The 19,623-nt window shown below is 70.0% G+C and carries 16 protein-coding genes and 1 tRNA gene; 13 read left to right on the top strand and 4 right to left on the bottom strand.

Going from position 1 to position 19,623, the window contains the following annotated elements:
• Positions 1-88 precede the first annotated feature (88 nt).
• Genes desA through ACFVQG_RS12730 form a run of 4 tightly spaced genes read left to right on the top strand, consistent with a single transcriptional unit; the run spans position 89 to position 5,127 of the window.
• Positions 89-1,531, top strand: coding sequence for a lysine decarboxylase DesA (desA, locus tag ACFVQG_RS12745; RefSeq protein WP_383380448.1), 1,443 nt, complete (start codon positions 89-91; stop codon positions 1,529-1,531).
• The gene (locus tag ACFVQG_RS12740) at positions 1,515-2,804 is read left to right on the top strand and encodes a lysine N(6)-hydroxylase/L-ornithine N(5)-oxygenase family protein (protein ID WP_383380443.1); all 1,290 of its coding nucleotides are present in this window, start codon (positions 1,515-1,517) and stop codon (positions 2,802-2,804) included. Before desA ends, ACFVQG_RS12740 begins: the two co-directional genes overlap by 17 nt.
• A complete protein-coding gene (locus ACFVQG_RS12735; protein ID WP_383380440.1) occupies positions 2,801-3,355 on the top strand; it encodes a GNAT family N-acetyltransferase in 555 nt (184 codons plus the stop codon). Before ACFVQG_RS12740 ends, ACFVQG_RS12735 begins: the two co-directional genes overlap by 4 nt.
• Positions 3,352-5,127, top strand: coding sequence for an IucA/IucC family protein (locus tag ACFVQG_RS12730; protein WP_383380438.1), 1,776 nt, complete (start codon positions 3,352-3,354; stop codon positions 5,125-5,127). Before ACFVQG_RS12735 ends, ACFVQG_RS12730 begins: the two co-directional genes overlap by 4 nt.
• 109 nt (positions 5,128-5,236) lie before the next feature.
• Here ACFVQG_RS12730 and ACFVQG_RS12725 read toward each other — a convergent pair whose 3' ends face one another.
• Positions 5,237-7,165, bottom strand: a complete 1,929-nt coding sequence (locus ACFVQG_RS12725) for a P-loop ATPase, Sll1717 family (protein ID WP_383380435.1) — start codon at positions 7,163-7,165, stop codon at positions 5,237-5,239.
• Positions 7,166-7,291: 126 nt separating this feature from the next.
• On the opposite strand from ACFVQG_RS12725, the gene ACFVQG_RS12720 reads away from it, so the two are divergent.
• Together ACFVQG_RS12720 and ACFVQG_RS12715 are read left to right on the top strand one after the other, a co-directional pair.
• A complete protein-coding gene (locus tag ACFVQG_RS12720) occupies positions 7,292-9,067 on the top strand; it encodes a hypothetical protein (protein ID WP_383380432.1) in 1,776 nt (591 codons plus the stop codon).
• Positions 9,064-10,239, top strand: a complete 1,176-nt coding sequence (locus ACFVQG_RS12715) for a protein kinase (protein ID WP_383380429.1) — start codon at positions 9,064-9,066, stop codon at positions 10,237-10,239. The genes ACFVQG_RS12720 and ACFVQG_RS12715 overlap by 4 nt, the downstream gene beginning before the upstream one ends.
• Positions 10,240-10,280: 41 nt before the next feature.
• On the opposite strand, the gene ACFVQG_RS12710 is transcribed toward ACFVQG_RS12715, so the two are convergent.
• Positions 10,281-11,888 (bottom strand): beta-N-acetylhexosaminidase, encoded by a 1,608-nt coding sequence (locus ACFVQG_RS12710; RefSeq protein WP_383380426.1) that lies wholly within the window; start codon positions 11,886-11,888, stop codon positions 10,281-10,283.
• 102 nt (positions 11,889-11,990) lie between these two features.
• Here ACFVQG_RS12710 and ACFVQG_RS12705 point away from each other — a divergent pair, with 102 nt between their 5' ends.
• The 3 genes from ACFVQG_RS12705 to glmS all read left to right on the top strand — a co-directional run bounded on the left by ACFVQG_RS12705 (position 11,991) and on the right by glmS (position 15,031).
• Positions 11,991-12,869, top strand: coding sequence for a DUF4429 domain-containing protein (locus ACFVQG_RS12705; RefSeq protein WP_383380421.1), 879 nt, complete (start codon positions 11,991-11,993; stop codon positions 12,867-12,869).
• A 74-nt stretch (positions 12,870-12,943) separates the two neighbouring features.
• Entirely contained in the window at positions 12,944-13,201 is a 258-nt protein-coding gene (locus ACFVQG_RS12700) for a hypothetical protein (protein WP_055521645.1), read from the top strand.
• A 12-nt stretch (positions 13,202-13,213) separates the two neighbouring features.
• Positions 13,214-15,031 (top strand): glutamine--fructose-6-phosphate transaminase (isomerizing), encoded by a 1,818-nt coding sequence (gene glmS, locus ACFVQG_RS12695; RefSeq protein ID WP_383380418.1) that lies wholly within the window; start codon positions 13,214-13,216, stop codon positions 15,029-15,031.
• Between the two features lie 149 nt (positions 15,032-15,180).
• On the opposite strand, the gene ACFVQG_RS12690 is transcribed toward glmS, so the two are convergent.
• Together ACFVQG_RS12690 and ACFVQG_RS12685 are read right to left on the bottom strand one after the other, a co-directional pair.
• Positions 15,181-15,744, bottom strand: a complete 564-nt coding sequence (locus tag ACFVQG_RS12690; protein ID WP_383380416.1) for a GPR1/FUN34/YaaH family transporter — start codon at positions 15,742-15,744, stop codon at positions 15,181-15,183.
• 172 nt (positions 15,745-15,916) lie between these two features.
• The gene (locus tag ACFVQG_RS12685; protein WP_383380413.1) at positions 15,917-16,444 is read right to left on the bottom strand and encodes a universal stress protein; all 528 of its coding nucleotides are present in this window, start codon (positions 16,442-16,444) and stop codon (positions 15,917-15,919) included.
• Between the two features lie 351 nt (positions 16,445-16,795).
• On the opposite strand from ACFVQG_RS12685, the gene ACFVQG_RS12680 reads away from it, so the two are divergent.
• The 4 genes from ACFVQG_RS12680 to ACFVQG_RS12665 all read left to right on the top strand — a co-directional run bounded on the left by ACFVQG_RS12680 (position 16,796) and on the right by ACFVQG_RS12665 (position 19,618).
• Entirely contained in the window at positions 16,796-17,110 is a 315-nt protein-coding gene (locus ACFVQG_RS12680) for a hypothetical protein (protein WP_383380410.1), read from the top strand.
• Between the two features lie 378 nt (positions 17,111-17,488).
• Entirely contained in the window at positions 17,489-18,712 is a 1,224-nt protein-coding gene (locus tag ACFVQG_RS12675) for a helix-turn-helix domain-containing protein (protein ID WP_383380406.1), read from the top strand.
• Positions 18,713-18,827: 115 nt separating this feature from the next.
• A complete protein-coding gene (orn, locus tag ACFVQG_RS12670; protein WP_383380403.1) occupies positions 18,828-19,430 on the top strand; it encodes an oligoribonuclease in 603 nt (200 codons plus the stop codon).
• Between the two features lie 115 nt (positions 19,431-19,545).
• Positions 19,546-19,618, top strand: a tRNA-His gene (locus ACFVQG_RS12665).
• Positions 19,619-19,623: the final 5 nt, after the last annotated feature.

The raw sequence follows: 19,623 nt of genomic DNA, 5'->3' as shown, positions 1-19,623 counted from the left end.
TCACGCATGAGGCTGCGTTTCCCCGATGTTAATTAGGTTAGGCTTCCCTAAGTCGAAACCCGGACTGTCCCCACCGGAGGACCCCCACATGCGCTCGCACCTGCTCAATGACACGACCGCGGAGCAGTACCGCCGCTCCGTGACCGAGGGAGTGGAGCGGGTGGCGGCCAAACTCGCCACCACCGACCGGCCGTTCACGGGAGTGACGGTCGACGACCTCGCCCCCCGCATCGAGCAGATCGACCTGGACCGCCCGCTGCACGACACCGCGGCGGCCCTGGACGAACTGGAGGAGGTCTACCTCCGGGACGCGGTCTACTTCCACCACCCCCGCTACCTCGCCCACCTCAACTGCCCGGTCGTCATCCCGGCCGTGCTCGGCGAGGCGATCCTCTCCGCCGTCAACTCCTCCCTGGACACCTGGGACCAGTCGGCGGGCGGCACCCTGATCGAGCGCAGGCTCATCGACTGGACCACCGAACGCATCGGCCTCGGCCCCGCCGCCGACGGCGTGTTCACCTCCGGCGGCACCCAGTCCAACCTCCAGGCGCTGCTGCTGGCCCGCGAGGAGGCCAAGACCAAGGACCTCGGCACACTCCGCGTCTTCGCGTCCGAGGCCAGCCACTTCAGCGTGAAGAAGTCCGCGAAACTGCTCGGCCTCGGCCCGGACGCCGTGGTCGTCATCCCCGTCGACCACGACCAGCGCATGCAGACCGTGGCGCTCGCCCACGAGCTGGAGCGCTGCGCGCGGGACGGCCTCGTCCCCATGGCCGTCGTCGCCACCGCGGGCACCACCGACTTCGGCTCCATCGACCCGCTGCCCGAGATCGCCGAGCTGTGCGGCCAGTCCGGGGCGTGGATGCACGTCGACGCGGCCTACGGCTGCGGACTGCTCACCTCGCGCACCCGCCGCGCCCTGCTGGACGGCATCGAGCGCGCCGACTCGGTCACCGTCGACTACCACAAGTCCTTCTTCCAGCCGGTCAGTTCGTCGGCCGTGCTGGTCCGGGACGCCGCCACGCTGCGGCACGCGACCTACCACGCGGAGTACCTCAACCCGCGCAGGATGGTGCAGGAACGTATCCCCAACCAGGTCGACAAGTCCCTGCAGACCACCCGCCGCTTCGACGCGCTCAAGCTGTGGATGACCCTGCGCGTGATGGGCGCCGACGGCATCGGCCAGCTCTTCGACGAGGTCTGCGACCTGGCCGCCGAGGGCTTCGACCTGCTCGCCGCCGACCCGCGCTACGACGTCGTGGTCGAGCCCACCCTGTCCACCCTGGTCTTCCGCTACATCCCGGCGGCCGTCACCGACCCCGCCGAGATCGACCGGGCCAACCTCCACGCCCGCAAGGCCCTGTTCGCCTCCGGCGCCGCCATCGTCGCGGGCACCAAGGTGAACGGCCGCCACTACCTGAAGTTCACCCTGCTCAACCCGGAGACGAAGGCGTCCGACATCGCCGCCGTCCTCGACCTGATCGCCGGCCACGCCGAGCAGTACCTGGGAGAGTCCCTTGACCGCGCTTGCTGACACCACGGACCGCACCTACGACTTCGTAGGCATCGGACTCGGCCCCTTCAACCTCGGTCTGGCCTGCCTGACCGAGCCCATCGACGAACTCGACGGCGTCTTCCTGGAGTCGAAGCCCGACTTCGAGTGGCACGCCGGGATGTTCCTGGACGGCGCCCACCTCCAGACCCCGTTCATGTCGGACCTGGTCACCCTCGCCGACCCGACCTCCCCCTACTCCTTCCTCAACTACCTGAAGGAGAAGGGCAGGCTCTACCCGTTCTACATCCGCGAGAACTTCTACCCGCTGCGCGTCGAGTACGACGACTACTGCCGCTGGGCCGCTGCCCAACTGAGCAGCATCCGCTTCGACACCACCGTCACGGAAGTGACGTACGAGAACGGCCTGTACGCCGTCACGACCGCCACCGGCGCCACCTACCGCGCCCGCCACCTGGTCCTCGGCACCGGCACGGTCCCCTACCTGCCCGAGGCCTGCCAGGACCTGGACGGCGACGGCCTGCTGCACACCGCGCAGTACACGCACCGCAAGGCGCAGCTCCAGGCGAAGAAGTCGATCACGATCGTGGGCAGCGGCCAGAGCGCCGCCGAGATCTACCACGAACTCCTCTCGGAGATCGACACCCACGGCTACCAGCTCAACTGGGTCACCCGCTCCCCCCGCTTCTTCCCCCTCGAGTACACCAAGCTGACGCTGGAGATGACGTCCCCGGACTACATCGACTACTTCCGCGCGCTGCCCGAGGAGACCCGCTACCGGCTGGAGAAGCAGCAGAAGGGCCTGTTCAAGGGCATCAACTCGGACCTCATCGACTCGATCTTCGACCTGCTCTACCAGAAGGACGTCGAGAGCGGCGACCGCCCGGTCCGCACCCGTCTGCTCACCAACTCCACCCTGCGCACCGCCCGCCACGAGGACGGCACGTACACCCTCGGCTTCCACCAGGACGAGCAGGGCAAGGACTTCGAGATCGAGACCGAGGGCCTGGTCATGGCGACCGGCTACCACTACGCCCCGCCCGCCTTCCTCGCCCCGATCCACGACCGCCTGCGCTTCGACTCCCACGGCCGCTTCGACGTCACCCGCGACTACGCCATCGACGTCACCGGCAGAGGTGTCTTCCTCCAGAACGCCGGGGTCCACACCCACAGCGTCACCTCACCCGACCTGGGCATGGGCCCGTACCGCAACAGCTGCATCATCCGTGAGCTGCTCGGCAGCGAGTACTACCCGGTCGAGAAGACGATCGCGTTCCAGGAGTTCTCCGTATGACCACCCGCACCACCGCAGGGATCGGCACCCTCACCCTGCGCCCCCTCGACCCCCTCAAGGACGCCGAGCTGCTGCACTCCTGGGTCACCCACCCCAAGGCGGCCTTCTGGATGATGCAGGACGCCAGGCTGGAGGACGTCGAGCGGGCGTACATGGAGATCGCCGCCGACGAGCACCACCACGCCCACCTCGGCCTGCACGACGGCGTGCCCGCGTTCCTGATGGAGCGGTACGACCCGGCCCACCGCGAGCTGGTCGGCCTGTACGAGCCGCTCCCCGGCGACGTCGGCATGCACTTCCTGGTCGCCCCCACCGACCGGCCCGTGCACGGCTTCACCCGTGCCGTGATCACCGCCGTGATGGCGCACCTCTTCGAGGACCCGGCGACCGAACGGGTCGTCGTCGAACCGGACGTGTCCAACAAGGCCGTGCACGCGCTGAACGAGGCCGTCGGGTTCGTCCCGGAGCGGGAGATCGAGAAGCCGGAGAAGAGGGCACTGCTCAGCTTCTGCACGCGCGAGCAGTTCGAGAAGGCGGTGGCCCACGCATGACGACCCTCACCGACGCCGTCAGCCACCTCTCCCCCGAGCACTGGGAGCAGGCCAACCGCCTCCTGATCCGCAAGGCGCTCGCGGAGTTCGCCCACGAGCGCCTGATCACCCCGGAACCCCAGGACGAGCACTACGTCGTGCACAGCGACGACGGCCTGACCCACTACCGCTTCACCGCCACCCGCCGCGCCCTCGACCACTGGCAGGTGGACGCCGACTCGATCACCCGCCACCGCGACGGGGACACCGAACTCCCGCTCTGCGCCCTGGACTTCCTCATCGAGCTGAGGACCGCCCTCGGCCTGAGCGACGCGATCCTCCCGGTGTACCTGGAGGAGATCTCCTCCACCCTCTCCGGCACCTGCTACAAGCTCGCCAAGCCGCAGGTGACCTCCGCCGACCTCGCGGGCGCCGGTTTCCAGGCCGTCGAGACCGGCATGACCGAGGGCCACCCCTGCTTCGTCGCCAACAACGGACGCCTCGGCTTCGGCGTCCACGAGTACCTGTCGTACGCCCCCGAGACCGCGAGCCCGGTCCGCCTGGTCTGGCTGGCCGCGCACCGCTCACGCGCCGCCTTCACCGCCGGGGTCGGCATCGACTACGAGGCCTTCTTCCGCCAGGAGCTGGGCGAGGCGACGGTCGACCGCTTCCACGCCACCCTGCGCGACCAGGGCCTGGACCCCGCCGACTACCTCCTGATCCCGGTCCACCCCTGGCAGTGGTGGAACAAGCTCACCGTCACCTTCGCCGCCGAGGTGGCCCGCCAGCACCTGGTCTGCCTGGGCGAGGGCGACGACGAGTACCTGGCCCAGCAGTCCATCCGTACCTTCTTCAACACCACCAGCCCCGAGAAGCACTACGTCAAGACGGCCCTGTCCGTCATCAACATGGGCTTCATGCGCGGACTGTCGGCCGCCTACATGGAGGCGACCCCCGCCATCAACGACTGGCTCGCCCAGCTCATCGAGAACGACCCGGTACTGAAGGGCACGGGCCTGACGATCATCCGGGAGCGGGCGGCCGTCGGCTACCGGCACCTGGAGTACGAGAAGGCCACCGACCGCTACTCGCCGTACCGCAAGATGCTCGCCGCGCTGTGGCGGGAGAGCCCGGTGGCGTCCCTCCAGGACGGCGAGTCCCTCGCCACCATGGCCTCGCTCCTCCACGTCGACCACGAGGGCAGGTCCTTCGCGGGCGCGCTGATCGACCGCTCGGGCCTGACGCCGGAGGAATGGCTGCGTGGCTACCTGCGGGCGTACTACACCCCCCTCCTCCACAGCTTCTACGCCTACGACCTCGTCTACATGCCGCACGGCGAGAACGTCATCCTCGCCCTGAAGGACGGCGCCGTGGAGCGGGCGATCTACAAGGACATCGCCGAGGAGATCGTCGTCATGGACCCGGACGCGGTACTCCCGCCCGAGGTGCGGCGCGTCCGCGCCGAGGTCCCCGACGACATGAAGCTGCTGTCGATCTTCACGGACGTCTTCGACTGCTTCTTCCGCTTCCTCGCGGCCAACCTCGCCACCGAGGGAATCCTGCCGGAGGACACCTTCTGGCGCACGGTCGCCGAGGTCACCCGCGCGTACCAGGCCTCGGTCCCCGAACTCTCCGACAAGTTCGCCCAGTACGACATGTTCGCCCCCGAGTTCGCGCTGTCCTGCCTCAACCGGCTCCAACTGCGCGACAACCAGCAGATGGTCGACCTGGCGGACCCGTCCGGCGCCCTCCAGCTGATCGGCACCCTGAAGAACCCGATCGCCGGGTTCTGAAGAACCCGATCGCCGGGTTCTGACGCACAGACGGACGGGTGCCCCGGAGTACGGTCCTCCGGGGCACCCGTCAGCGTCCGCCGACGCGGACGGAGAAGCGCGGACATCGTCAGCCCGAGGAGTCGGAGCCCCCACCGCCGCCGACGGCCCCACCCACTCGGCGCCCGAGCACCCGCGCCTCGTCCGTGAGGCGCAGAGTGACGGGTTCCTCCGCGTACCCCTCCCCGGTGAGCCGGTCGCTCAGCGCACGCAGGAGGTGTACGGCAGAACCGACCTGGACCTTGGCACTCATCGGCTGGGCGGGGCCCGACACCCGCCGGACCGAGCGCGCGTTGTGGGTCAGCGCCCGCAAGGTCTCGGTCATCTCGTCGCGCAGGGCCGCACGCAGTGCCGACCGGTCGAGCAGCGCCAGCAGCCGCTCGCAGGAACGTACCAGGTCATCGAGGAGCTGTACGTCCCGGTCGGGGGCCAACGCCACGTCCGCGCCGCCACTCCTCAGCGCGAACGCCCCGTGCCCGCCCACGATCACGTCCGATACGGGCCTGGGCAGCTCGGCATGGGGGTCCCCCGCACTGCTCCGGCAGTTCAGGGCGGGCCGGAAGCAGGGGTGGACGTGCAGTTCGTTCTCGTACGGCTGGGCCGGGAAAGCGGAGTCACTGGCGTAGGCGACGCCGTTGCCGCGCCGGACCCCCAGGAAACCGATGCTGTACAGCACGTCGACGGCCGTCTGCGCCGTCAGCAGCTCGGTGTAGTCGGAGTGCGCCTCGTGCAGCGCGTCCCGGATCTCGTCGAACCGCTGGGTGAACTCCGGTCGCGGCACCACGTAGCCACCGTTCTCGAACAGGGCGAACACGGCCCGCAGGAACGGGAAGCCGACGTTGTACTCCTTGGCCAGGTCCTCCAGCTTCCGGTGGGAGAACTCCTCGGTCGCCGCGATCACGTCCTCCTCACGCACCGTGGCGTGGTCCCGCTTCGCGGCGGCGTCCCGGCACAGCGTCAGGAAGAGGATGGCGTCCCGAGGACGGGGCAGCGACCGCCGGGAGAGATAGGTGGGCGTCGGCTCACCATGAACCGTCGCGGGGAAGATCCTCCCCCACAGGTCCTCCTCGGTGAGCGGCTCGCCGAGGGAGATACGGGCCCGGATCAGGGCGAGTTCGCGCAGCGCCTCGGGGGTCCAGGTGATGCGTATCTCCTCGCTGCGGAACTTGTCCCCGTCGGCGAAGTTGAGGCGGTCGTAGATGTCCGAACGCAGGAACAGGACACAGCGCACGGCGTTCAGACAGGAGCCGGTGACGTGCTTGGCGGCCAGGAGGAGGCCGGTGACCAGCGCATGGCTGTCCGGGTCCGCGTGCCACACGTCCTCCAGCTTGTCCACGAGGATCAGCAGCGGGGGATGCGTGTGCGCGCATCCCAGATCCGCGAGGGCCGTGCGTACCCCCCTCTCCAGTGCCTCGAGCTGGCGCAGGGCACGGGCCCCCTCGTTGCCCGCCTCCTCAGGTCCGCCCAGGGCCTCGACACTCGCCTCGACGCCGAGCATCTTCAGGGACAGGGTGGCCGACTGGAGCCGCCGGGAACCCCGCCTGAGCCGGTCGCTCAGCCGCCCCTCGTCGGACTCCCCGTTGGCGGCGAGGAAGTCCTTCAGGTCCCGCGTCGAGCCGGGCGCGCGGAGACCACCGTGGACCTGACGCGCATGGGCCGTGATGTAGCGGGCGGTCTGCACCGCGAAGACGTACCGCCAGATCAGCGACTTGGCCGCGTCCGGCGTCAGCCCCTGGAGATCGAAGCGGCGGATCTCGTCACCGGCGGCGGCGTCCGGTGTGATCGCAGCCGTCTGTCCGGCGTAGCCGCCCCCGGCGGCCAGGTGCGCGCAGATGGCGCTCTTGCCCGAGCCCTTCCGCCCGACGACCAGCGACTTGCGTCCGGTGCGGGCGGCTTCGTAGGCGTGCGTCGGCTGGAACCCCTCCCGGAGCAGGCCGCTGGTGAAGTCGCTCTCGGCGTCGTCCCTGCCGAAGAAGAGGCGGTGAACGGGACTGCTCACGTGTTCCACTACTCCCCCTGCGCAGTCGTGACAACCCGCGCCATGAGATTAGCCGTTCGAGCCGGACCGCGTGGACGGCTGCCGAATAATGGGAGCACTGTGCCGACGGACCTGGGGGGCCGAGTCATGGAGCAGAGGAAGTCGGACAGGTCGGTCACGGATGTGGACCACACGGCGCTCCAGCTGACTGACCTACGGTCCGACTCCGCGCACCTGCTCTCGGAGATGGCGGTCCTGCGGGCCGAGCTGCGGGAGGTCTCCGCCACGCTGGGCGGCGTCACCGCGACCCTGCGCGGCCTCGACGACCGCTTCGAGGCCTTCACCGGCCAGTACGCGAGGGACCAGGCCCGCAACGCCGCCGAAGCCGAGCTGACACAGCTCACCCTGCACTGGCACAGCCACTTCGAGCAGCGCCGGACCACCCGAGCCCTGGCCAGGGGCCTCGTCCATGAGCTGACCGCGGACGCCGTCGCGCGCGGCATAGTGGACCAGGACACCGTCGAGTCGTGCGTCTCGGAACGTCTGCTCATGGAGAAGTCCTACTGGTTGGCCCCGGCGTTGATGGCGCTGGCCACTCGTCACCGGCGGGAACCGGCCCGCTGGCAGCGCGCGAAGGGCCACGCCTACACACTGGACAAGAGCCGGGCACAGCTCTTCTTCTCCCTCACCTGCTCCCGCCTGGGAGAACTGGGGGACGCCGCCAAGTGGATGAACCGGTACCTCGATTCGCTGGACCCCTATGCCCTGGAGGACGACTTCCAGATCGTGCTGGACGCCGTCGCCTGCAACGAGTTGGGGCACGAAGCGCTGCTACACGCGCGACAGGCGATGAAGCGCTGGGCGGGACAGCTCGATCTGGCCCGGCCGTCCAGTGAGCGACGGCAGGTGGCGCGTGCCATGTGGGAACTGCGCCATTCCGACGCGGACCAGCGCTTCGGGGAGCTGGCGCAGCTGTGTCCCCAGGACTGGGACAAGCTGCGCAAGGGATGGCAGCTGGCCTCGGTCCCCGGTGCCACACTGCGTCTCCTGCGGGAGTCGTTCAGCACCGAGGAGCCGCTCGCACCGACGAAGGGGCGCCGCCACACCGACAGTGCCCTGGAATCACTCATCGACCGGCTCGACCCGGATGAGGCGGCGGTCAAGGACCGCATGGAGTACCTCCAGCTCGTCGTGCAGCACAAGGGCGACGCGCAGGCGGCTCGCGCGGCGCACGAGGCCCACACGCAGGCACGGCAGCCGATGGACCTGGGCTCGCTCCTGGTCAACGCGGTGTTCGAACCGGATGCCGTCACCTTGGGAAGGGAAGCGCGCTTGCTGGCGCTTCGCACCGTCTGGCCGGAGATCCTCTCCGCGTCGTTGCGTCACACCGACCGTTCGCAGTCCCTGCTTCCCCAGCAGCTCGACATCACCGTGCAGCGATGGCATAAGCAGGTCGCGGCCGAGCCGACCTCCTCGCTGAGCACCGAGCCGTTGGTGACGGACCTGGTGCGGACGGTGGAGCGGCGGACGGGGCAGCAGGTCGACTCCGTGCGCGTGAACGTCTGGCGTCTGACGGCCGCCGCGGTACTGACGGTGGTGAGCGTCGGTGTCGCCGTTCCCGCCGCACCGGGCCCCACCCGGGTGCTCTTGGGTTTGCTCTGTCTCCTCGGGCTGGCGTGGGCCGCCTTCGAATGGTGGCGTGTGCCCCACCGTCGGCAGCGGCTGCACCAGGAGGGTCATGACGCCGCGCTGTCGGGCGCCACCGCGTTGCGACGCGGTCTCGAACAGCGTGCACCGTTCTTCGCGGAATGGCGTGACAACCTGGAGGCACCCAGTCGGCTCGCCGCGTGGGGAGCGGAGATGTGGCGGGGTGAGCCCGCCGCGGTCGACCGGAAGCGGGACGCGGCCGGGGCCTCCTCATGAGACGACCGGAGAGCGGCTTCGTCGGCGAGGGCAACCGCTTCCGGCTCATCAAGCACCACGACCAGGGCGGCATGGGCGACGTCTGGGAGGCGCAGGACCGCAGTCTGAACCGGCGTGTCGCCCTGAAGTTCCTGGCCTTCGACCGACTGGCGGGAGCGTTTCCGCGCAGCGAACGCGTCGTCCAGATACAGAAGTGGTTCGCGCAGGAGAGCCAGACGATGGCCCGGGTGCAGAGCCCTTACGTGGCGACGATCCATGACCGGTGCATGGACGGCGACACACCGTTCCTGGTCATGGAGTTCGTGGAGGGTCTCCCCCTCGGAGAGCATCTGGGCCCTCCGCCCCTGTCCCGGGAGAGGACGATCCTGTGGTCCACGCAGATCGCCGAAGGGCTGGAGGCGGCGCACCGGGTGGGCGTCGTGCACCGGGACATCAAGCCCGGCAACATCCTGATCACCGACGATCTCGGTGACGTCCGCATCGTCGACTTCGGCCTGGCCCGCTTCGCCGACGCCACCGAGTCGCACCACAGCGCGGGCACTCCGCTGTACTCCTCGCCGGAGCGCTGCCGTCTGGAAGCGGGTACGGGCCAGAGCGACCTCTACTCGCTCGGGTGCGTCATGTACGAGATGGTCACCGGGTGGCCGCCGTTCGGGGACGCGTCTTCCGACCCGGCGGCTCTCGCACGCGCCCACCAGTTCCAGCAACCGGTGAGCCCGCGGGCCCAGAGGCCCGAAGTGCCCAGGCTGCTGGACGAGCTGATCATGAAGCTGCTCGCCAAGGAGCCCTCGGAGCGTCCCCCGAACGCCCGCGCGGTCATACACGCCCTGCGGCAGGTCGAGCGCGGCTCACATCACGCCGTGGACCCGCCGACGAGCGTTCCGGATGGTCGGGCGGCGGCCTCGACACGCCCCGACGCCGGTTACGCGGGACGCATCCGTGCCCTCGAGAAGCGGGTGCGACAGCTCCGCGTCCAGTTCGGCTCCCGGCACCCGGATGTGCTCAAGGCGCGCCTGGAACTCGCCGAGACGACCGGAGAGTCGGGGGACGCACGGGGTGCCGCGGCCTTCTACGACCAGATCGGCGACGACTGCCAACGCTGGTTCGGGCCCCACGACACCAGAACGCTCGACGCCTACGAGGGCGTCATACGGTGGGTCGAGGCCGGATGAGCGGGTGCCCCCGGGATCGCGGGGCACCCGTCAGGCGTTCCTCACTCCGTGGGCCAGGGCACCTGCGGCGCCCGGAAGTACTGCATCCCCAGTGCCTCCCAGCGCGGCCCCTGCTCGGCGAGCCGTGTCCGGTAGTCCTCCCAGTCGTGCGTCGCCGCCGGGGACCAGCCCAGCTCCGCGACGCCCGGCAGCCGGGGGAAGGCCATGTACTCGATGTGCGCGGACGTTTCGAGGGTCTCCGACCACAGCGGCGCCTCGACGCCCCGGACCGCCGACGCGGGCGCGCCGGGCAGATAGGCGCCCGGGTCCCAGTCGTAGGACCGCCGTACGTCGACGTAGCCCGCCCAGGACAGCCCGAGCGGTGTCTGGGCGTCGTACTTCATGTCGAGGTAGATCCGGTCGGCCGGGGACAGGACGAGTCCGGTGCCGTTGCGGGCCGCCGCGGCGACCTGCTCCTTCTCGGCCGCGCTGGTGCCGTCCAGGCCCCAGTACTGGGCGATCGCTCCGGGCGCGGGGGTGGCGCCGGTGAGCTGGTGCCAGCCGACGACCGTCTTGCCGTACTCGGCGACGACGGGCTGCACCCGCTCCATGAACGTGACGTAGTCCTCGTGGCTGGTGGAGTGCGCCTCGTCGCCGCCGATGTGGAGGTAGCGGCCGGGGGTGAGGGCGGCCAGCTCGCGGATCACGTCGTCCACGAAGTCGTAGGTGATCTCCTTGTCGACGCACAGGGAGCTGAAGCCGACCGCGGTGCCGGTGTAGAGCGGGGGCGCCACGCCGTCGCAGTTCAGCTCGGCGTAGGAGGCGAGGGCGGCGTTGGTGTGCCCCGGCATGTCTATCTCCGGGACGACCTCCAGGTAGCGGGAGGCGGCGTAGCGGACGATCTCCTTGTAGTCGTCCTTGGTGTAGTGGCCGCCGGGGCCGCCGCCGACCTGGGTGGAGCCGCCGTACGTCGCCAGGCGCGGCCAGGAGTCGATGGCGATGCGCCAGCCCTGGTCGTCGCTGAGGTGCAGATGCAGTTTGTTGATCTTGTAGAGGGCGAGCTGGTCGATGTACCGCTTGACCTGGTCCACGGTGAAGAAGTGCCGGGAGACGTCCAGCATCGCGCCGCGCCAGCCGTAGCGCGGGGTGTCCTCGACGGTGCCGCCCGGCACCAGCCACGGCCCGGGCTGTACGGTGTCCCGCTCCACGGCGGCGGGCAGGAGCTGCCGCAGCGTCTGGACGCCGTGGAACAGCCCGGCGGGCCTGGCCGCGGTGACCGTGACGCCGGTGCGACCGCTGTCGAGGCGGTAGCCCTCGGCGCCGTAGGGGCCCTTGGCCAGCCGCAGCCGGATGGTGTCCTTGCCGCCGTCCGTGGTGACGGGCAGCCGGTAGCCGGTCGACGGCCGCAGCACGTCCGCCAGATAGGCCCCGATCCCGCGCACCTCACGCGAGCCGTCCACCTGGATCCGGGTGCGGTCGGTGACGCGGTACGGCGATCCGCCCGCCTCCGTCGAGACGGGCGCCGGGATCACCCGGTCGAGGGGTGCGGGTCCCTCCGCGGGCGCGGCGGCGGTGGCGAAGACACCGGCCGAGGCGGCGAGCAGCAGCGAGACGAGAAGGCGAAGCGTTCTGTGGTGCGGTCTGGGCGATCTCACAAACGATCCCTTCATATACCTGACCTATACCTGACCCATTGCCTGGACCTGAACCGGAGCCGGGACTCCGAAAGGTCTGGACCACTCTCTCGCGAAACCGATGAAACAATCCCCCTCATGGCGGAAATCTTCCAGAAGGACGGCTCCTGGGCGTTCGACGGCGACGCCCTGCGGCTGACCCCCGGACGCGACAAGAGCGTCAGCCTGTTCCGCAAGACCCTGGGCGAACTCGTCGTCCCCCTGGGCGCGTTGGCGGGCATCTCCTTCGAACAGGGCCGGAAGACCGGACGGCTGCGGCTGCGGCTGCGCGACGGCGCCGACCCGCTGCTGCACGCCACCGGCGGGCGGCTGACCGAGCCCCACGACCCCTATCAGCTCACCGTCGAGTCCGACCGCTACGGCGTCGCCGAGTACTTCGTGGACGAGGTCCGCAACGCCCTGCTCCTCGACCAGGTCCCGGCCGACCCGGTCACCGAGTACCTGCTGCCGGGCCCCGCGGTGCCGCTGTCGGCGTCCGCCGGGGACGGCACGGCGAGCTTCGACGGCGACCAGGTGCGGCTGGAGTGGAACTGGAAGACCGAGGACGCCAAGTCCGCCCGGGGCCCGCGCACGCTCGCCGTCGCCGACATAGAGGCGGTGGAGTGGCACCCCGCGGCCGGCCTGGAGAACGGCTACCTCCGTTTCACCGTACGAAACTCCCCCACCACGGCCCCGCCCAAGTACGACCACAACGCCATCGACCTGTGGGGCTTCAAGAAGGATCCCCTGATGGCCCTGATCGCCGCCGCCGTCCAGGCCCGGCTCCCGCACCCGGCCGCACCCGCCGACGCACGGCAGCCGGAGCCCCAGGACACCCCCGCGCTGCCGCCCGCCACCGAGGACGACCACGACGCCCTGCTGCGGCGGCTGCGCGAGCTGGGTGAGCTGCACCGTACCGGCGTCCTGACGGAAGAGGAGTTCAGCCTGGCCAAGCGGGCGATTTTGAAGCGGATGTAGGTTCCCTGTGCGCTCCTGCCCGAATCCGGGCAGGTTTCTTGCGAATCCATCGCGCATACTCCAGGATCTACCGGGTGCACGACGAACTCGTAGATCATCTGACGCGCTCCACGCCCCTCAGCCGGGGCGAGGCGCTGCGCGTGATCCAGGACGTGCTCGCCTACTTCGACGAGACGACCGAGGACTACGTCCGTCGCCGCCACCGCGAACTCCAGGCCCAGGGCCTGGTCAACGCGGCGATCTTCGAACGGATCGAGGCGGACCTCAAGTACCGCGCCGTGGCACCGCCGGAACTCACCCTCCGGCAGTTGCGGCGCATCGTCTACGGCTAGGAATACACGTATATGTGCGGAATCGTCGGATACATCGGGAAGCGCGATGTCGCCCCCCTGCTCCTGGAGGGCCTGCAGCGACTGGAGTACCGCGGCTACGACTCGGCGGGCATCGTCGTCACCTCCCCCAAGGCCGCCGGGCTGAAGATGGTCAAGGCCAAGGGCCGGGTCCGCGACCTGGAGGCCAAGGTCCCGGCGCGCTTCAAGGGCACCACCGGCATCGCCCACACCCGCTGGGCCACCCACGGCGCCCCCTCCGACGTCAACGCCCACCCGCACCTGGACGCCGGGGGCAGGGTCGCCGTCGTCCACAACGGCATCATCGACAACGCCTCCGACCTGCGCCGCAAGCTGGAGGCGGACGGCGTCGAGTTCCTCTCCGAGACCGACACCGAGGTCCTCGTCCACCTGATCGCGCGTTCGCAGGCGACCAAGCTGGAGGACAAGGTCCGCGAGACGCTCCGCGTGATCGAGGGCACGTACGGCATCGCCGTGATGCACGCCGACTTCCCCGACCGGATCGTGGTCGCCCGCAACGGCTCCCCGGTCGTCCTCGGCATCGGCGAGAAGGAGATGTTCGTCGCCTCGGACATCGCCGCGCTGGTCACCCACACCCGGCAGATAGTGACCCTCGACGACGGTGAGATGGCCACCCTCAAGGCCGACGACTTCCGCACGTACACCACCGAGGGCACCCGCACCACCGCCGAGCCCACCACCGTGGAGTGGGAGGCCGCCTCCTACGACATGGGCGGCCACGACACGTACATGCACAAGGAGATCCACGAGCAGGCCGACGCCGTGGACCGCGTGCTGCGCGGCCGCATCGACGACCGCTTCTCCACCGTGCACCTCGGCGGCCTCAACCTGGACGCCCGCGAGGCGCGCCGGATCCGCCGGGTGAAGATCCTCGGCTGCGGCACCTCGTACCACGCGGGCATGATCGGCGCCCAGATGATCGAGGAGCTGGCCCGCATCCCCGCGGACGCCGAGCCCGCCTCCGAGTTCCGCTACCGCAACGCGGTGGTCGATCCCGACACGCTCTACATCGCCGTGTCGCAGTCCGGTGAGACGTACGACGTCCTCGCGGCCGTCCAGGAGCTGAAGCGCAAGGGCGCGCGGGTGCTGGGCATCGTGAACGTCGTCGGTTCCGCGATCGCCCGCGAGGCGGACGGCGGCATCTACGTGCACGCGGGTCCCGAGGTCTGCGTGGTCTCGACGAAGTGCTTCACCAACACCACGGTCGCCTTCGCCCTGCTCGCCCTGCACCTGGGCCGCACCCGTGACCTCTCGGTCCGCGACGGCAAGCGGATCATCGAGGGCCTGCGCAAGCTGCCCGCCCAGATCGCCGAGATCATAGAGCAGGAGCCGGAGATCGAGAAGCTGGCCCAGCAGTACGCCGACGCCCGCTCGATGCTGTTCATCGGCCGGGTGCGCGGCTACCCGGTCGCCCGCGAGGCCTCCCTGAAGCTCAAGGAGGTCTCGTACATCCACGCCGAGGCCTATCCGGCCTCCGAGCTGAAGCACGGCCCGCTGGCCCTGATCGAACCGGCCCTCCCCACGGTCGCGATCGTCCCCGACGACGACCTCCTGGAGAAGAACCGCGCCGCGATGGAGGAGATCAAGGCCCGCAGCGGCAAGATCCTCGCCGTGGCCCACCAGCCCCAGGAGAAGGCCGACCAGACCCTCCTCGTCCCCAAGAACGAGGACGAACTGGACCCCATCCTGATGGGCATCCCCCTCCAACTCCTCGCCTACCACACGGCCTTGGCCCTGGGCAGGGACATCGACAAGCCGAGGAACCTCGCGAAGTCGGTAACGGTCGAGTAAGCGCCCCCAAGGGGCGCGGGGAACTGCGCGACCAGCCACCACGCACCCGCACCGGCCGCACAGGCGAACGGGCCCCCACGCGCTGCCACCAAGGCACGGGGGGCCCGCTCCCATCGGCCGGGACTGAAACAACCGCCCAGCCAGCGCGGCTAACCGGTGGCCGTCACTCCCCGGCCGGCAGCGCGTCGCGGAAGCGCGGTGGGCCAGTGCGCCAGCACCGCCGTCGCCGCGTACCAGGCCACCAGGCCCGCCGCGACGGCGAACCATCCACCGGCCTGGGCGAGCCCGTCGCTCTCCCCGAAGCGGGCGATGGCCAGCAACAGCAGTGCCACGAAGAACAGCCCGTACGCCCCCTGCCCGAGCTGGTCGCCCCCCGCCAGGGTGAGCGACAGCACCACGAGGGCGAACAGCAGCAGGAACAGCCCGGCCGCGTTGGCGGTCGCCCCCGCGTCGGCGGAGACGGCCCAGGTGAACCAGAGCGCGCCGAGCGCGGAGAACGCCGTACCGTTCGCGGCGTCACGGTCGCGCAAGGCCAGCAGACCGGCGACGAACAGGGCGACGCCGCCCACGTACTGAGCGAGGGTCACGGTGTCGGCCACCGTCACACCGTCGATGACCTCGGTGTGCGCGAGGCCGAAGGCCAGCAGGGTGACGCCGAGGGCGAGTCGGCCGACGACGGTGGTGGTACTTCCCGCAGAGACTCCGTTGTCCACGGCGGGCTCCCTTCATGCATGTGCAGTCGTGCGGTGAGCGGTATATGCCCTTCACAAGCACACAAACACCTCTACGCGTGAGTAGGTTCACGCGTGGAGACGGACTCCGCACAGCTGCGGACAACGGGAGTTGGTCCTGCCCACGGGGCATCTCGCCCCGGCTGACGGGGAGTTACGGAATCACCACGACCGGCCGCTGCGCCCGCTTGGCGAGCCGCCCGGCCACCGAGCCGAAGATCCGGCCGACGATGCCGTGCGTGGAGCCGACGACGATCGCGTCCGCCTCGTACTCCCGCCCGACCTCCTCGAGTTCGTGGCAGATGTCACCGCCGCGCTCGACCAGGATCCAGGGCACTTCGGCGAGATAGTCCGCACAGGCCAGCTCCAGGCCGAGCACCTCGGTGCGGTGGTCCGGCACGTCCACGAAGACGGGCGGCTCACAGCCCGCCCACACCGTGGTGGGCAGCCGGTTGGCGACATGCACGATGATCAGGCCCGAGCCGGAGCGCTGGGCCATGCCGATCGCGTAGGCGAGGGCACGCTCACTGGAGGTCGAGCCGTCGAAGCCGACGACCACTCCGTGCTTGAAGGCGGGATCGCAGGACTGACGTGGCTCTTGTGCCGCCTGGGGATCGGCCGCCGTCGGTTCGGCGACCGGTCGCTTGCGGTCCGCGGGTTCGAAGAATTCGTGACCGGCCATGGCTGTCTCGGCGTTGTGATCCTTGTGTTGGGTGGGACGACAGTGTGCGGCGGAGCTGTGTCCGGGAATCATCTTCCCAACCCCATACCCCCAAGGGTACGGCGGCACGCCTCCTTAGCCCAGATCCCGCACACAGGCCGCGGCGGGTTCACCGGAGCATGCACGAGGGTGCGCCCGTAACGCAATGGTTGCTGCCCCGTACAGGCGGTTTGCACAGGATTCGCTTACGGCGGCACAGGGCGGGTCGAGTCATGCCATCACCGTCACCACGGGCACGGGCGCGGGTGCGCACAGTGACCGACTTCTCGAACAGGCGTTGAACCCCGTGACCGCCGCCCGAGGGAGCCCGCGATGCCTTCACCCCGCACCACGCCCGACACCACCTCCGGCGTCATCGGCTGGGCGGCCTTCGCCTGCGTCCTCGTCCCGGTGGTCCTGCTGGCCTACGGCACCTCCCTCGCCGGTGCCGCCGGTACGGCGCTCGGGCTGGCCGCCGTCACCGCCGTGTGCCGTGTGCTGCTGCGCCGCTCCGAGCGGTGCGCGGCCCGGCAGGGGGCGAACCGGGCCGTAACGGGACCGAAGCGGGCCACAAGGGGAACGAACCGGGCGGGAGCGGGGGCGCACCGGGGCGGTCGTCACGCAGGCGGAAACACACCGGTCGACTGACCGGTTTTCGCGCACGCGCCCGTACCTTTTCAGCCAACTTCCAGAACCCGTGCATCCCGCTCCCTGACCACCCCTCAACCCCTGTTTGACCTGCATGGAAAGGGTCCCGCGGGACGCGCGCACCCTACGCTGATTGGCCACTGCGACAAGGCGCACTTCCCTGCACGGCCCGCGAGTGCAACGCTTCGTGATCGAATGCTTCACGCCAAGTTGCCAAGTCGACAATGTGCCTAGGTCCGAACTGGCCACCTGGGCACGGCGGGACGCAGTAGATTCGATCTTGACTGTCTTACGGCGGGGGACTCGTGCAGGACCGAGGGGAAACGTGCAGGAGCGACACAACCGAGGAGCCGCGACCACCGAGGGGGGCTTAGCAGTATGAGCCACGACTCCACTGCCGCGCCGGAAGCCGCGACCCGGAAGCTGTCCGGGCGACGGCGCAAGGAGATCGTCGCGGTGCTGCTGTTCAGCGGCGGCCCCATCTTCGAGAGTTCCATACCGCTGTCGGTCTTCGGAATCGACCGCCAGGACGCCGGGGTGCCCCGCTACCGCCTGCTGGTGTGCGCCGGCGAGGACGGCCCACTGCGGACCACAGGGGGCCTGGAACTCACGGCACCACATGGGCTGGAGGCGATCTCCCGGGCAGGCACCGTCGTGGTGCCCGCCTGGCGGTCGATCACCTCGCCGCCGCCGGAGGAAGCACTCGACGCGCTGCGCCGGGCACACGAGGAAGGCGCCCGCATCGTCGGGCTGTGCACCGGCGCGTTCGTACTGGCCGCGGCGGGCCTGCTCGACGGCCGCCCGGCCACCACCCACTGGATGTACGCGCCGACGCTGGCCAAGCGCTATCCGTCGGTACACGTCGATCCCAGGGAACTCTTCGTCGACGACGGAGACGTCCTCACCTCCGCCGGTACGGCGGCGGGGATCGACCTCTGCCTCCACATCGTGCGCACGGACCACGGCAACGAGGCGGCGGGCGCGCTGGCCCGGCGTCTGGTGGTACCGCCGCGCCGGACAGGCGGGCAGGAGCGCTACCTCGATCGATCTTTACCAGAGGAGATCGGCGCCGACCCGCTCGCCGAGGTCGTCGCCTGGGCGCTGGAACACCTCCACGAGCAGTTCGACGTGGAGACACTGGCGGCGCGCGCGTACATGTCGCGCCGTACCTTCGACCGCCGCTTCCGCTCGCTGACGGGGTCCGCCCCGCTGCAGTGGCTGATCACCCAGCGGGTGCTCCAGGCCCAGCGGCTGCTGGAGACGTCCGACTACTCGGTGGACGAGGTCGCGGGCCGCTGCGGCTTCCGCTCGCCGGTGGCGCTGCGCGGTCACTTCCGCCGCCAGCTCGGCTCGTCCCCGGCGGCGTACCGCGCGGCCTACCGGGCCCGCCGTCCGCACGGTGACCGGCCCATGGACAGCGACAGCCCGGCGCCCCCGGCGCCGCAGGTCGCCCCGCCCCCGGGACCGTCCGCGCCGGTCGGCCCACCCCCGTCCACCCTCCACCCCGAGAGCCCACTGCCCCACCAGTCCCGCCGCCCGGCGACGGTCGGCTCGTCCTCACCGTCCCTGGCGGGCCTGCCCGGCCAGCGCGGCGGCGCCTGAGCAGCGGCCCACGGCGGGCCTCCGGGTTGCGGCCCGGGGGTCCGCCGTGCGGCGTCGACGGGGCCGCCGGGCACACCGGGGTGGGTTCGAACGCCGTGGCCGTAGGGTTAGACGCATGAACGATCGCATGGTGTGGATCGACTGCGAGATGACCGGCCTCTCGCTGTCCGACGACGCGCTCATCGAGGTGGCCGCCCTCGTCACCGACTCCGAGCTGAACGTGCTCGGCGAGGGCGTGGACATCGTCATCCGTCCGCCGGACGCCGCGCTGGAGACGATGCCGGAGGTGGTGCGGCAGATGCACACCGCGTCCGGCCTGCTCGCGGAGCTGGCCGACGGTACGACGCTGGCGGACGCCGAGGCGCAGGTCCTGGCCTATGTCCGCGAGCACGTCAAGGAGCCCGGCAAGGCCCCGCTGTGCGGCAACTCCGTCGGCACCGACCGCGGCTTCCTGCTGCGCGACATGCCCACGCTGGAGGACTACCTCCACTACCGCATCGTCGACGTCTCCTCGATCAAGGAGCTGGCCCGCCGCTGGTACCCCCGGGCGTACTTCAACAGCCCGGAGAAGAACGGCAACCACCGCGCCCTCGCCGACATCCGCGAGTCCATCGCGGAACTCCGCTACTACCGCGAGGCCGTCTTCGTCCCCCAGCCCGGCCCCGACTCGGAGACCGCGAAGGCGATCGCCGCGAAGCACGTCCTGCCCGCCCGGTAGGGAGCCCCGGGGCCCGTGCGGGGGCCTCGGAAAAAGGCGTGCGCGAGCACCCCTTCGGACCCTGTACACTTTTTCTCGGCCGGTCGGGAAGACCACGGTAGAACCGCCGGTCATGGTGGGTGTAGCTCAGCTGGTAGAGCACCTGGTTGTGGTCCAGGATGCCGCGGGTTCGAGTCCCGTCACTCACCCTTGT

It is taken from the genome of Streptomyces sp. NPDC057877 (assembly GCF_042796855.1).
GTDB lineage: Bacteria > Actinomycetota > Actinomycetes > Streptomycetales > Streptomycetaceae > Streptomyces.
This window is presented reverse-complemented; position numbering and strand designations above follow the sequence as displayed.

Bases quoted from the DNA above. Each gene is read 5' to 3' on its own strand.
- ACFVQG_RS12705 (WP_383380421.1), top strand. From the start codon at position 11,991: ATGGCGGAAATCTTCCAGAAGGACGGCTCCTGGGCGTTCGACGGCGAC.
- ACFVQG_RS12730 (WP_383380438.1), top strand. From the start codon at position 3,352: ATGACGACCCTCACCGACGCCGTCAGCCACCTCTCCCCCGAGCACTGG.
- glmS (WP_383380418.1), top strand. From the start codon at position 13,214: ATGTGCGGAATCGTCGGATACATCGGGAAGCGCGATGTCGCCCCCCTG.
- ACFVQG_RS12680 (WP_383380410.1), top strand. From the start codon at position 16,796: ATGCCTTCACCCCGCACCACGCCCGACACCACCTCCGGCGTCATCGGC.
- ACFVQG_RS12735 (WP_383380440.1), top strand. From the start codon at position 2,801: ATGACCACCCGCACCACCGCAGGGATCGGCACCCTCACCCTGCGCCCC.
- ACFVQG_RS12715 (WP_383380429.1), top strand. From the start codon at position 9,064: ATGAGACGACCGGAGAGCGGCTTCGTCGGCGAGGGCAACCGCTTCCGG.
- ACFVQG_RS12710 (WP_383380426.1), bottom strand. From the start codon at position 11,888: ATGAAGGGATCGTTTGTGAGATCGCCCAGACCGCACCACAGAACGCTT.
- ACFVQG_RS12675 (WP_383380406.1), top strand. From the start codon at position 17,489: ATGAGCCACGACTCCACTGCCGCGCCGGAAGCCGCGACCCGGAAGCTG.
- ACFVQG_RS12685 (WP_383380413.1), bottom strand. From the start codon at position 16,444: ATGGCCGGTCACGAATTCTTCGAACCCGCGGACCGCAAGCGACCGGTC.
- desA (WP_383380448.1), top strand. From the start codon at position 89: ATGCGCTCGCACCTGCTCAATGACACGACCGCGGAGCAGTACCGCCGC.
- orn (WP_383380403.1), top strand. From the start codon at position 18,828: ATGAACGATCGCATGGTGTGGATCGACTGCGAGATGACCGGCCTCTCG.
- ACFVQG_RS12720 (WP_383380432.1), top strand. From the start codon at position 7,292: ATGGAGCAGAGGAAGTCGGACAGGTCGGTCACGGATGTGGACCACACG.